The organism is Methylobacterium gregans (assembly GCF_022179245.1).
GTDB classification, from domain to species: Bacteria; Pseudomonadota; Alphaproteobacteria; order Rhizobiales; family Beijerinckiaceae; genus Methylobacterium; species Methylobacterium gregans.
In genome coordinates, this window is the sequence record NZ_BPQM01000043.1 from 1 (window position 1) to 13,509 (window position 13,509).

At 71.5% G+C, this 13,509-nt stretch carries 8 protein-coding genes and 1 pseudogene; 3 read left to right on the plus strand and 6 right to left on the minus strand.

What is annotated here, in order from left to right; translation table 11 throughout:
* Nucleotides 1-473 (minus strand): annotated as a pseudogene (locus MFF54_RS27640) (hypothetical protein); the annotation flags it as partial.
* A gap of 244 nt (nt 474-717) precedes the next feature.
* Between MFF54_RS27640 and MFF54_RS10195 the strand changes: the two are divergent.
* Nucleotides 718-990, plus strand: a complete 273-nt coding sequence (locus MFF54_RS10195) for an usg protein (protein ID WP_238302509.1) — start codon at nt 718-720, stop codon at nt 988-990.
* Between the two features lie 16 nt (nt 991-1,006).
* Here the strand turns inward: MFF54_RS10195 and MFF54_RS10200 are convergent, their stop codons facing one another.
* Nucleotides 1,007-2,191, minus strand: a complete 1,185-nt coding sequence (locus MFF54_RS10200; protein ID WP_238302510.1) for an MFS transporter — start codon at nt 2,189-2,191, stop codon at nt 1,007-1,009.
* A 406-nt stretch (nt 2,192-2,597) separates the two neighbouring features.
* Between MFF54_RS10200 and MFF54_RS10205 the strand changes: the two genes are divergently transcribed.
* Nucleotides 2,598-4,559 (plus strand): acyl CoA:acetate/3-ketoacid CoA transferase, encoded by a 1,962-nt coding sequence (locus tag MFF54_RS10205; protein WP_238302512.1) that lies wholly within the window; start codon nt 2,598-2,600, stop codon nt 4,557-4,559.
* Between the two features lie 31 nt (nt 4,560-4,590).
* On the opposite strand, the gene MFF54_RS10210 is transcribed toward MFF54_RS10205, so the two are convergent.
* Entirely contained in the window at nt 4,591-4,929 is a 339-nt protein-coding gene (locus tag MFF54_RS10210) for a hypothetical protein (RefSeq protein WP_238302514.1), read from the minus strand.
* 299 nt (nt 4,930-5,228) lie between these two features.
* On the opposite strand from MFF54_RS10210, the gene MFF54_RS10215 reads away from it, so the two are divergent.
* Entirely contained in the window at nt 5,229-5,429 is a 201-nt protein-coding gene (locus tag MFF54_RS10215; RefSeq protein WP_238302515.1) for a hypothetical protein, read from the plus strand.
* A gap of 147 nt (nt 5,430-5,576) precedes the next feature.
* Here the strand turns inward: MFF54_RS10215 and MFF54_RS10220 are convergent, their stop codons facing one another.
* From MFF54_RS10220 to polA, 3 genes are all read right to left on the minus strand, one after another.
* Nucleotides 5,577-9,107 (minus strand): CheR family methyltransferase, encoded by a 3,531-nt coding sequence (locus MFF54_RS10220; RefSeq protein ID WP_238302517.1) that lies wholly within the window; start codon nt 9,105-9,107, stop codon nt 5,577-5,579.
* A gap of 59 nt (nt 9,108-9,166) precedes the next feature.
* Nucleotides 9,167-10,180 (minus strand): chemotaxis protein CheB, encoded by a 1,014-nt coding sequence (locus MFF54_RS10225; protein ID WP_238302519.1) that lies wholly within the window; start codon nt 10,178-10,180, stop codon nt 9,167-9,169.
* Nucleotides 10,181-10,316: 136 nt separating this feature from the next.
* Nucleotides 10,317-13,487: a DNA polymerase I gene (gene polA / locus MFF54_RS10230; protein WP_238302521.1), complete on the minus strand. Its 3,171-nt coding sequence runs from the start codon at nt 13,485-13,487 to the stop codon at nt 10,317-10,319.
* Nucleotides 13,488-13,509 lie beyond the last annotated feature (22 nt).

Sequence of the window (13,509 nt, forward strand, 5' to 3'; positions counted from 1 at the left end):
CGGGCCCGCCGGGTCCGGCCGGTCCGCAGGGTGCGACCGGACCCCAGGGGCCCGGCCGGTCCGGCGGGCCCCTGGGGTCCGGTCGCACCCTGCGGACCGGCCGGACCCGGCGGGCCCGCGAGGGTGCTGGCGGCGGGGGCCGGGCCGGGCGGGCCCTGCTGGCCGCACTCGCCGACCACGGCGCGCTGCTCCTGCTGGCGCACCCGCAGAGTCACGATGCAGCTCGCCGGATGGTAGATCAGCCGGAACTCGAAGTTCCCGCGCCCGTCCGTGCGCCCGGTGAACTGGCCGTCGAGGCTGATCTCGGCGTCGGTCTCGTCGGTCGAGCCCAGCACCCAGAGCTCCCCGCCGGTGATCTTGGCGGCCGAGATCGCGATTCCGGCGCGCGCCGCCGGGGGAAGGAGGGGAACCGTGAGCGCGCCCGCGACGAGCAGCGACCGGCCGAGCGCTCCGCGTGCCAAGACGTCTGCCAAGCCCCGAACCTCCGGTTAACCGTGGCCCAGAGTGCGGCGAATCCGGGCGGCGCGGAAGCCGTGCCGGGCTCGCGATGCGTAACCGGTGTGGATGGCGTGCACAGGCTCGCGCCCGTCTTGGCAGCAATGCCGGCGAATGAGTGCTAACTTATTGTAAGGAAAACAGTAATCGTTCCGGCGCTCTCTTGATCGAGACGCGGTCCCGGGTCAAGCTCGGCCGGTCGGATATGGGGAGCGAGGATCCATGAGCGTATCGTCCGCCTTCCGTCGTCAGCTCGAGGGCTACAGCCTGACGACCGCCGAGATCCTCTACCGGATGCCCGACCATCCGCACCTGCTCCAGAGCTTCGTCTGGCAGAACCACGACCTCTGCCCGGATTTCCCCGAGCTGCGGCGCTTCCTCGCCTTCTGGCAGGACTCGATCGAGGGGCGTCTGCACGCGGTGCGGGTGGCGCACAGCCGCCTGATCCGGCCGGCCGAGCTGCGCACGGTCAACGGCGAGTTCCACCTGCACTGAGCGCTCGCCCCGTGCCTCAGGCCCCGCGCGGCGCGGGTCTCGCGAGGAGGTGCGCGGTGGCCAAGCCCAGCAGCAGGATGGCGCCCGCGCAGGCGGCGAGCGCCCAGATCTGGCCGACGGTCTGGAGCGCGCCGCCGATCAGCGCGACGCCGAGCGCCTGCCCGCAGAAGAACGAGAAGGCGTGCAGCGCCACCGCCGAGGCGCGGGCCTGCGGCGCCACCTCGGTCACCTGCACCTGGAAGGTGTTGTGCAGCATGTAGAAGCCGAGCCCCATCGCCACCATGGCGGCGCAGTCGGCCTGCCAGGTGCCGGCAAAGCCGATCGTGACGAGCGCGGCGGCGCAGATCGCCCCGCCCGCCGCCAGCATGCGCAGGCCGAGGAATCGCACCAGCAGGCCGACCAGGGCCGAGTAGATCAGGCTGCCCACCGCGAAGCCCGCGAGCACGAGCCCGGCCTCGCGCGGGCCGCCCTCGCCGCGCGCCTCGATGAGCGGCGCGAGATGCGGGAAGATGCCGAACACCGCGATCGCCTCGATGAAGACCGCCGAGAACAGGATGCGCGCCCGCGGATTGGCGATGATCGCGCGGTAGCGCTTGAGCGCCGTTCCGAAATCCGGCCGCCGCGCGGCGCCCGACAGACCCCGCTCGAAGCCGAACCCCGTCGCGCCGACCGCGGCGACCGCCCCCAGCGCCGTCATGGCGAAGACGCCGCGCCAGCCGATCTCGGCCTCCAGCAGGCCCGCGAAGGTCGAGCCCGAGAGCTGCCCCAGCACGATCGCCACGAGGAAGCGCCCGATCGCGACCTGGCGCCGCTCCATCGGCACGCGGTCGCCGAGGAGCGCCAGCGCCAGCGGCACCACGCCCCCCGCCGCGGCGCCGGCCAGCATGCGCAGGCCGAACAGCAGGTTGATCTGCGAGACCAGCGCGCAGGCCGCGAGCGCGGCCGCCAGCACGACGAGGCAGGCCGTCATCACCCGCTCCTTGCCGAGCGCGTCGCCGACCGGCCCGAGCACCGGCTGGATCAGCGCGTAGGGCAGCGCGAAGGCGGTCGAGAGCAGGGCGACGCTGTGCGGATCGCTGGCGAGGTCGCGGGCCAGCACGCCGACGAGGGGCTCCACCGAGCGGCCCGCGAAGGTGCTGGCGAACCCCGCCACCGCCAGCACGAGGATCAGGCGGGTGGTGGAGCGGGAGGCGGGGGGCATGCTCTCACGGGCGTTCGCGACCCGGCGCGCTCCGGGCGGGCCGGCAGCGTTACGCGCGGGGCCGTCCGCTGGATAGGGCGCTCGGCGCAAGCTCCCGTGCGATCGACTGGAATACCAAATGCAAGTTTTTGCTGCAGTGCAGTCATCGCTCAGGGAAATTCAACGCCTCTCCAAATAATCTTCGGTTGCGGGGGCTCGGTCGCCGCCCGTACTCTCACCAAGACTGGCTCGACCGAATCCGCATCGGGCTCCGCGTTTTCGCGGGCCCCGCGGCTTCGAAGCAACAGGCACCGGCCGCGCCGCGCCCCCGCACGCACGCGCCGACAGCCCGAGCCCGCCGGCCGCGAAGAGGAACGCGGCCGTCAACGACCTCCGAAGGGGGCGACAGGGACGGACGCCGACGCCCATGAAAAAGAACAAGGTCATCTCAGCCGACGAGGCCATCGCCCTGATCCGCGACGGCGACGTCGTGACCACGACGGGTTTCGTCCAGAGCTGCATCCCCGAGGCGCTGCACGCCGCGCTGGAGAAGCGCTTCGTCGACAGCGGGGCCCCGCGCGACCTCACCCTGATCATGACGGCGGGCGCTGGCGACAGCAAAGGGCTCGGCACCGGCCGCCTGCACCATGACGGGCTGCTGCGCCGGGTGATCGCCGCCAATTTCGGCCGGATGCCGAAGGTCGCTCAGGCCGCCCAGGAGAACAAGATCCTGGGCTACAACCTGCCGCAAGGGGTGATCTCGCAGCTCTACCGCGCCTGCGCGGCCGGGCAGCCCGGCCTCTTCACCAAGGTCGGGCTCAAGACCTACGTCGACCCGCGCCACGGCGGCGGGCGCGTCAACACCGTGACGCAGGACGACATCGTCAAGCTCGTCGAGGTCGATGGCGAGGAGTGGCTGTTCTACACCGCCACCAAGATCGACGTGGCCTTCATCCGCGGCACCTCGGCGGATCCGTCGGGCAACCTCTGCATGGCCAAGGAGGCGCTGACGCTGGACAACCTCGCCCAGGCGATGGCCGCGCGCAACAACGGCGGCATCGTGATCGCGCAGGTCGAGCGCATCGTCGAGCAGGGCTCGATCAAGCCGAAGGACGTGCGCGTGCCAGGCATGCTCATCGACTGCGTGGTGGTCGCCGAGCCCGAGCAGCACCGGATGAACTACGGCGTGATGCACGACGCCGCGCTCGCCGGCGAGATCCGCGTGCCGGTGACCGGCATCCGCCGGATGGCACTCTCCGAGCGCAAGATCATCGCCCGGCGCGCGAGCTTCGAGCTGCCGCCGAACGGCGTGGTCAATCTCGGGGTGGGGGCGCCGGAGGGTATCTCGGCGGTCGCGGCGGAAGAGCAGGTCACGCCCTACATCACGCTGACGACGGAGGCGGGCGCGGTCGGCGGCGTGCTGGCCTCGGGGTCGAGCTTCGGCGCGGCGACCAATGCCGACTGCATCATCGACCAGAACCAGATGTTCGACTTCTACGACGGCGGCGGCCTCGACATGACCTGTCTCGGCATGGCCGAGTGCGACGGCGACGGCAACGTCAACACCAGCCGGTTCGGCGGGCGCCTCAACGGCTGCGGCGGCTTCATCAACATCTCGCAGAACGCCCGCAAGGTGGTCTTCGCCGGCACCTTCACCTCCGGCGGGCTCGTCACGAAGGTCGAGGAGGGGCGTCTGCGCATCGTGCAGGAGGGCCGCTCGCGCAAGTTCGTGAAACAGGTCGAGCAGAACACCTTCAGCGGGCCCTTCGCGAAGGAGCGGATGCAGCCGGTGCTCTACGTGACGGAGCGCTGCGTCTTCCATCTCACCCAGGCGGGCCTGGAACTGATCGAGGTGGCGCCCGGCATCGACATCGGGCGCGACATCCTCGCCCATATGGACTTCATGCCGGTGATCGAGAACCCGATCCTGATGGATCCGCGCATCTTCCGCGACGAGCCGATGGAGTTGCTCGCCGACCTCCTCAACCTCAACCTCGCCGAGCGGGTCAGCTACGACAAGGAGCGCAACCTGCTCTTCGTGAACCTGGAGGGCTGGCAGGTGCGCGCGAAGGGCGACATCGACGCGCTGCGGCAGGTCTTGGAGACCGCCTGCCTGAAGGCCGGGCAGCGGGTGAACTCGGTGGTCAACCACGACGGGTTCCGCATCCCCGAGAGCCTCTACGACGACTACGCGGAGATGATCGAGTATCTCTGCGCCTACCACTACCTGACGACGACCCGCTACGCGACGAGCGCCTTCCTGCGCCTGAAGATGCAGGAGGCGCTGAGCCGGCGCGGGCTGGCACCCCACATCTTCGAGCGCAAGGAGGAGGCGCACGCCTTCCTGGAGCACGAGGAGCGCCGCGCCCTCACCGCCTCCGCCGCCTGAGCGGTGCGGAAGGGCGCGCGAAGGGCCGCGCTCAGGACAGCCGGGCCTCGGCCTTCCGGCGCCCGACCAGCGCCCACCAGGGGCGGGCGGGGCGCGCGACCACGACGACGGCCGGCACGCGCCCGGCCTCCGGCGGGGCCGCGCCCTCCGGGAGCAGCGCGCGCTGCGGGAGCATCGCCCGCTGCCGCAGCAGCGTGGCCTGGATGCGGCCCATCGCCGTGATGGTTCGGGTGGCCATGAGCAGGTGCCCCTCCCGGGCACCCAGCGCGATCAGGCTCTGCCGGCAGGCCTCTGCGCGGGCGATGAGCTGGCGGCTCTCCTCGATGAAGCGATCAATCTCCGCGATGGCGGAACTCGGCGTCGGTTCCATGCGCGCCTCCGATCCGATGCCGCTCCTGCGTCCGGGAGCGCTCTCGTCCTCTCAGAGGAGTGGGAGATGAGCAGGGTCAGATCGGGGCGTCAAGATCCAACGCAAGCAAAGCCATGATCTCGCGCGTGCGTGACGGCCGTACTCTGAGCGGAAGAATGTTGTATACCAGCCAATAGTAAAGATAGGGGCCGCGTTTAACAAAAGATCGCGCGATATCTTCGTGCCTCATCCGTTCGGAGCATGCCGGCGCGGGTCGAATCGTGCATCAGTGTCGCATCGCCCTCTCGGGAGTGACGCGCATGTCGAGGTTCTCGCTTTTCCTCGCCGCCTTCGCGCTCGCCACGGCCGCGTTCTGGCTGACGATCCTGACCGACCCGCCGAGCTCGCAGGCCGCGCCGACGGCCCTCGCCGCCGAGATCGACGTGGTGTCCGCCCCGGTTCCGCGGGGCCGGTTCGTGCCCGAGGAGCTGTGCGGTCGCTTCGGCGACTGCCCGCACTGACGGAACCCGCCCCCGGATCGCGGCCGGCGATCCGGTTCAAGCGCCGCGCGACCCGGATCGTCTCCCGTGCCGGGCCGCCGGAAGCACCGCCGCCGCTCGACCTGCGGAGCCGAAGGTGGAGGGCGGACCACCCGGGTCCCCGCCCCGTCACAGCTCCTCGATGGCGCCCCTCCGGCGCCGCTCGAGCGGCAGGTCAATGATGCAGTGCAGCGTGCCGGCTCGCAACTCGTAATGGGTGCGGGCGTCGAGCGCGTAGGGCAGAGCCTTCTCGATCAGTTCGCGCCCGTAGCCGCTCTGCACCTCGCCGCCCGGGGAGGCGGACGTCGCGATGCCCAGCTCCGTCCATTCCAGCGCGAGGCGTCGCTCGCCCGTCTCCTCCGCGTAGGTCCGCCAGCGCACGCGGAGCTGCCCGTCCGCCACGGCCAGCGCGCCGTACTTGCGGGCGTTGGTGGCCAGCTCGTGCAGCGCGAGGGCCAGGGTCTGCACGCTGGCCTTGCGCAGGGACACGTCCGGCCCCTCGATGCTGACGCGCTCCTGCATGCCCGTCGCGGCGAGCGCGTCGAGCTCGGTGCGGATCAGGGCGCTGAGCGTGATCGGCTCCTCCTCCGCCCGCGAGAGCAGGCTCTGCACCCGCGAGAGCGCGCCGAGCCGGTCGTTGAAGCGGAGCCGGAACTCGTCGAGCGTCGCGCTCGACGTCATGGTCTGCTGGGCGATGGAGCGCACCACGGTGATCAGGTTGCGGGTCCGGTGCTGCAACTCGTTGACCATCACCTCCTGCTGCTCTTGGAGCTGGCGCAGGTCGTCGATGTCCGTCGAGGTGCCGAGCCATTCCGCGATCGTGCCGCGCTCGTCCCGCACCGGGGTCGCGCGCATCTTGAACCAGCGGTAGTGGCCGGTCTCGCTCTGGCAGATCCGGCTCTCGATCGCGAAGAGCCCGGCGCTCTCGGCCTCGCGCCAGCGCGCGAGCACGGATGTGCGGTCGTCGGGATGCAGGGCCTTGAGCCAGCCGTGCTCGCGGCTCTCCGCCTCGGTCAGGCCCGTATAGGCGCACCATTGCGGGCTGGTCCACAGCCAGCGTCCGCCGTCGGCGGCGCGCCAGACGAGCTGGGGCATGCCCTCCACGAGGGCGCGCAGGCGCCGCTCGCTCGCCTGCTGGCGCTCTTCCGCCAGCTTGCGGGCGGTGATGTCCACGAAGGTGACGACCACGCCCGCGATGAAGTTGTCGACGCTGCGATAGGGCAGGACCCGGACCATGTAGCGCGTGCCCGTGGTCGAGCCCGTGATCTCGCGCTCGACGGGCCCCAGCGTGCGCAGCACCCGGCGCGCGTCGTCCTGCAATTCGTCGTAGGCGATGCGCGACTTGATGTGGGCGATCGGCCGCCCGACATCCGATTCCACGAGGTGGAAGATCTCGGTGACCGCGGGCGTGTGGTTCGTCACCCGGAGGTCGTTGTCGAGGAAGATCGTCGCGATCTGGGTGCTCTCCAGGAAATTCTTGAGGTCGCTGTTGGTGCGCCCCAGTTCCTGCACGCGGTGGCCGAGCTCGCCGTTGACGGTCGTCAGCTCCTCGTTGACCGATTGCAGTTCCTCCTTCGAGGTCTCCAGCTCCTCATTGGCCGATTGCAGCTCCTCGTTGAGGGACTGGTACTCCTCGTTGGAGGCCTTCAGCTCCTCGTTCGTGCTCTCCAGCTCCTCGATCGTGGCCTGGAGCCGGTCCTTCGTGGTGCGCAGCTCCGCCTCGAGCCCCTGCGTGTAGGCACGCTGGCCCGAGGGGGAGCCGCCGCTCTCGGCCTCCGCCTCCCGCACCGTGGAGCCGTCCTTGAACAGGACGAAGTAGCTCGCGGGCGTGTTGCCCTCCTCGGGCAGCGGCTCCACCACGATCTCGACCACGAGGCGGTGGCCGTTGACGCCCATCCGCACGCCCTCGGTGCGCACGGCGCACCGGTTGGTCATCGCGCGTTCCAGGGCCGTGCGCAGGTCGAGGCGCAGGTCCGGATGGACGAGCTGGAGCAGGTTCAGGGTCGCGGTGCCGCCCGCCGGATCGATGTAGCGCCCGGTCCGGCCGGAGAAGTGCAGGACCGTGCAGGCCGCGTCCACGATCACGTGGGCCGGCGCGTAGCGCTCGGCGAGGCGCTCGGCCCGGCGCGCGAGGCTCGCCTCGACGTGGCGCGGGCGCTCGGCCGCCGGGGCGCCGGCGGAGCCCGGCCGGCTCACGGTGGTGAAGGGAAAGTCGGGCAGGACGCGGTCGTGGGTCTCCAGCCGCCGGAAGATGCGGGAGCGGTTCTCGACCGGCGCGAACAGGTTGGCGTGGCGCGACACGTTCTCGGACGTGCCGAGGAAGAGGGCGCCGCCGGGCCGGAGCGCGAAGTGGAAGACCGGGATCACCCGGCTCTGGAGCTCGGTGTCGAGATAGATCAGCAGGTTGCGGCAGGAGATCAGGTCGAGGCGCGAGAAGGGCGGGTCCTTGATGATGCTGTGCTGCGAGAAGATGCACATCTCGCGCAGTTCCTTGACGACGCAGTAGGTGTTGCCCTCCCGCACGAACCAGCGCGCCAGCCGTTCCGGGCCGACGTCGCGCGCGACGGTGTCGGCGTAGCGTGCCGCCCGGGCCGCCGCCAGCGCCCGCCCGTCGAGGTCGGTCGCGAAGATCTGGACCTGCGGGGCCTGCTCCAGCGTCGCCATGTGCTCGCGCAGCAGGATCCCGAGCGAGTAGGCCTCCTCGCCGGTCGAGCAGCCGACCACCCAGACGCGGACATGGTCGTCGCGGCCCTTGCCGGCGAAGAGCTGCGGGATCACCGCCCGCTCCAGCACCGCGAATTCCCGGCCGTCGCGGAAGAACTGGGTGACCCCGATCAGGAGGTCGTTGAAGAGCTGCTGCACCTCCTCGGGCTGGGCGCGCAGGTACTCGACGTAAGCGCCGATCTCGCTCCGCTGGACGACCTGCATCCGGCGCTGCACCCGGCGCAGGAAGGTGCCGGGCTTGTAGCCGTGGAAATCGTGTCCGGTCCTGTCGCGCAGCACCCCCGCGGTGCCGGCGAGCGCCGCCGCGTCGGCCTCGGACCCGACCTCCTGCCGGGCCGCCTGCCGGATATAGGCGGCGAGCCGCGCGGCGAGCGCCTCGACCGGCAGGATCGCGTCGGCGAGCGCGGCCGGCATGTTGCCGACCACGAGGTCGCCCGCGCGGGTGCCCTCCGTCTCCTCCGCGAGGGTGAGGCCGCCCGCCTCCTTCACCGCCTTGAAGCCGAGGGTGCCGTCCTCGCCCGTATCGCCCAGGACCACCGCGATGCCGTGGCCGTCCGCGTGGCGGGCGAGCGAGACCAGGAAACTGTCGATCGTGCCGCGCCCGCCCGCCGGCTGATCGGAGGCCGCGGTGCGGAAGTGCCCCGCCTCGAGACTGACCAGGACGCTCGCCTCCGGCAGGTAGATCCGCCCGCCCTGCACGGGTTCCCCGTCCACGATCGCGGTGAGCTCGCGCCCGCCTTCGCGAAGGATCGCGGCGAGGCGCTCCCTGTCCAGGGCCTCGCGGTTCTGCAGGATGACCACGATCGCGGCGCCGCTGCCCAGCGGCAGGCGTGTCAGCAGATGCTCGAGCGCGGCGGTGTCCGCAGCCTCGCCGGTCAGGGCGACGATGACGCTCGCGCTCTCCGCGCCTGCCTGCGACGCCGGTGTCTTCGCCACGACCGCTTCCTATCCTCCGGCGCAGGGGCCACCGACCGGAGGGGCCGCCGCGCCGTGCCTCAGATCTCCGGCATCCCGTCGCCGCCGGAAGGCTCGACCGCCCGCAGCACCGCCCGGCGCAGCGTGTCGACGTGTTCCCGATACTCGGCCGCGCGCGCCTCGTACATCTCGGCGACGACGGCACGGCCGTCGGCGCGCGCATCGGCCGCCATCCGGGCCACGAGGTCCGCCCGCTCGCCCACGATGCGCAGCGCCACGCGCATCGCCTCGTCGACCGCGCCCTCCTGGGCCGTGGCGGCGGCTTCCGCGGTGTAGGCGTGCCCGACCTGGCAGCGGAAGTGCAGGGGCTTGGCCCCGCGCACCTCCGAGAGCACGCCGTCGCAATGGGGGCAGGAGAGCGGGGCTGGGTCGGCGAAGCGGCGCAGCAGGCCGCTGTCGACCCGCTCGCCCGCCGCGATGTCGACCTCCAGGCGGATCTCGGGCGGTACGGGCAGGCGCGGGCCCGCCCGCTCCTGCACGAGGTCGGCGAGCACGTCCCCGATCCGGGCGGCCGGCACGGCGCGGCCGTCCGCGACCGCGGCGAGCGCGCTCCTCGGCATCTCGTCGGCGATCGCCTCGGCCGGATCCTGCACGATCGCGACGCCGCCGCAGCGCCGCACCGCGTCGAGCCCGGCCGCGCCGTCGTTGAGGAGGCCGCTCAGGATCACGCCGATCACCCGCGGCCCGTAGGTCGCGGCGGCCGAGCGGAACAGCGGGTCGATCGAGGGGCGGGCCATGTTCTCGCGCGGGCCCCGGCCGAGGCGGATGCGTCCGTCCGCCACGATGAGGTGGCGGTCGGGCACGCCGAGATAGACGTGGCCCGGCGCGATCGGCATCCCGTCCTCGGCGGGGTGGACCGGCAGGTTGGCCGCGGCCGCGCGCACCGTGGCGAGCAGGCCGAGGCTGCGGGCCGGGACGTGGAGCACCACGAAGATTGCGGCGGCGAGCGTGCCGGGGAGCGCCCCGAGGATCGCCTTCAGCGGGACGGTGGCACCGGAGGAGCCGCCGATGACGATGATGTCGCGCTTGCTCAACGGCGGCTCACGGGGCTCCGGCGGGATGCTCCGTCAACCGCCGTGCCCCACACGGGGTCCCGCCTCGCGCCGCCTCGCGCCGCGTTGCGCGGTGCGCCGGCGCGGGCCAGATGCGCCGCTGCGCGCGCGGTGCGCCTCAGTGGGCTTCCTGCCAGTTCCCCGCGTCGCGCGCCTCGACCACCAGCGGCACCTTCAGCGTCAGCGCGGGGGCGGGGGCCTGCTCCATCACCCCGGCAATCACCGGGAGCGCGCGGGCGACCTCGCCCTCGGGCGCCTCGAAGACCAGCTCGTCGTGCACCTGCAGCAGCATGCGCGCCTCGATCTTCTCGGCCGCGAGCGCCCCCTCCATCCGCGCCATGGCGCGCCGGATGATGTCGGCGGCCGTGCCCTGGATCGGCGCGTTGATGGCCTGCCGCTCGACGCTCGCCCGCTCCTGCGGGTTGTTCGAGCGGATCTGCGGGTAGTGGCAGACCCGGCCGAACAGGGTGGTGACGTAGCCCTTGTCGCGGCAGAGCCGCTTCGTCGTGTCGATGTAGTCCCGGATGCCGGGGAAGCGCTCGAAATACTGCTTGATGAAGGCCGAGGCCTCGGCCTGCCCGATGCCGAGCCGGTCGGCGAGGCCGAAGGCCGAGATGCCGTAGATGATGCCGAAATTGATGGTCTTGGCCCGGCGCCGCAGGTCCGGCGTCATCGCGTCGAGGGCGACGCCGAACATCGCCGAGGCGGTGGCCGCGTGGATGTCGATGCCCTCCTCGAAAGCCTGGCGCAGCTGCGGCACGTCGGCGATGTGGGCGAGGATGCGCAGCTCCACCTGGCTGTAATCGGCCGAGATCAGCCGGTTGCCGGGCGCCGCCACGAAGGCGCGGCGGATGCGCCGGCCCTCTTCCGTGCGGATCGGGATGTTCTGCAGGTTCGGCTCGGAGGAGGAGAGCCGGCCCGTCGTCGTCGCGGCGAGCGAGAACGAGGTGTGGACCCGGCTTGAGTCCCGGTCGGCATGGGCCTGGAGCGCGTCCGTGTAGGTCGATTTCAGCTTCGAGAGCTGACGCCATTCCAGGATCTTCTTCGGCAACTCGTGCCCGGCCTGGGCCAGCTCCTCCAAGAGCGTCGCGGGCGTGGCCCACTGGCCCGACGGGGTCTTCTTGGCGCCGGGCAGGCCCATCTTGCCGAACAGGATGTCGCCGATCTGCTTCGGCGAACCGACCGAGAATGTCTCGCCCGCGTCCGCCTGGATCTCCTCCTCCAGCCGCGCCAGCGTCTGAGAGAAGTCGCCCGACAGGCGGCTCAGCATGTCGCGGTCGACCCGGATGCCGGCCCGCTCCATCCGGGCGATCACCGCGATCAGCGGGCGCTCCAGGGTCTCGTAGACGGCGACCCGCCGCTCGGCGACGAGGCGCGGCTTCATCATCCGCCAGAGTCGCAGCGTCACGTCCGCGTCCTCGGCCGCGTAGGCCGTGGCGCGGTCGATCGCGACCTTGTCGAAGGTCACCTTGTTGCGGCCGGTGCCGGCGACGTCCGAGAAGGTGATCGGCTGGTGGCCGAGATGGCGCCGGGCGAGCTCGTCCATGCCGTGCCCGCCCTTGCCGGCGTCGAGCACGTAGGAGATCAGCATCGTGTCGTCGAAGGGCGCCACCTCGATCCCGTGGCGGGCCAGCACCAGCCAGTCGTATTTCAGGTTCTGGCCGACCTTGAGGACCCCCGGATCCTCAAGCAGCCCCTTCAGACGCTTCAGCGCCGCTGCCACGTCGATCTGGTCGGCCACGCGCCGGAACTCGCCCGTGGCCGTCTTCGCCTTGCCGAAGAGGTCGCCCTCGCCCGCGCCCTCGACCGGCTCGACATGCTCCAGCGGGATGTAGGCGGCCCGTCCCGGGCCGGTCGCGAGCGAGACGCCGACGAGCCCGGCCCGGTGCGCGTCGAGGTCGTCAGTCTCGGTATCGACCGCGACGACGCCCGCTTCCCGCCCCTCCGCGATCCAGGCGTCGAGCTGGTCGAGCGTGCGGATCGTCTCGTAGGATCCCGTGTCGAAGGGTTTGACAGATTCCGCCGCCCGGGCCGCTACGAGGCCGCCGGGCGTCGGCTCGGGCGGCGTGCGGGTCCGCGGCGCTGCGTCGGGCAGGTCGAAGGCGGCGAAGGGATCGACCTCGCCGCCTTCCGGCGGCGCGGCGCCCGGGCCGCGCTCGGCGCCCGCCGCCGCGGTCTCGGGATCGGGCGGCACGGCGTCGCCGAAGAACGGAACCGCGTCGCTGCCGCCGTTCGGGTTGGCGTAGCCGTGTGCCCGCGCGCCCGGCAGCAGGCGCGGGTCGGGCTTCACCGCCTCCGGATCGACGTGGAGCATCTGGGCGATGCGCCGGGTCAGCGTGTTGAACTCCATCGCCTTGAGGAAGCCCACGAGCCGCTCCGGGTCGGGGTCGGGCAGGCGGAGTTCGTCGAGCGCAACCGGGACGGGCACGTCCTCCATCAGCGCCACGAGCTTCCGCGAGAGCTTGGCCTGTTCGATGTTGGCGAGCAGCGTCTCGCGGCGCTTGGGCTGCTTGATTTCGCTCGCCCGTTCCAACAGCGCCTCCAGGCTACCGAACTCCTTGATCAGCGCGGCGGCGGTCTTCAGGCCGATGCCCGGCACCCCCGGCACGTTGTCGGAGGTGTCGCCGATCAGCGCCAGCGCGTCGCCGATCTGGTCCGGCTGCAGGCCCTCCCACTTGGCGACGATCGCCTCGACGTCGAGGTTGCGCTCCGGCCGGTAGCCGGGCTTGCCCTTGGCCCCCGACTCGAAGTCGTAGAAGCGCACGAGCGGTCCCACGAGCTGCATCAGGTCCTTGTCGGAGGAGACGATGATGACGCCCGCGCCCCGCGCCTCCGCCTGTCGGGCGTAGGTGGCGATCAGGTCGTCGGCCTCGTAGCGCTCCAGTTCGATCGCGTGCAGGCCGAAGGCGCGCACCGCGTCGCGCATCAGCGGCATCTGCCGCTTCAGGTCGTCCGGCGCGTCGGGGCGATGGCCCTTGTAGTCCGGGAACATTTCCTTGCGGAACGAGCCCTCCGACTTGTCGAAGACGATGCCGAGATGGCTGGGCTTGGTGCCGGCCGCGCCGTCCTGCAGGAACTGCGCGATCTTGGTGCAGAACAGCCGCACCGCCCCGGTCGGCAGCCCGTCCGAGGGGCGGGAATTGTATTTCTGGTCCTGGTTGATCGACTGGAAGTAGGCCCGGAAGATGAAGGACGAGCCGTCCACCAGGATCACCTGGTCGCCCGGCCCGACGGGCTTGCCGGTCTGCTGGGCGTCCTCGCTCGGCTGGGTCTCGGTCTTCGCGCTCATCGGGCCTTCGCGTCGCATCGCC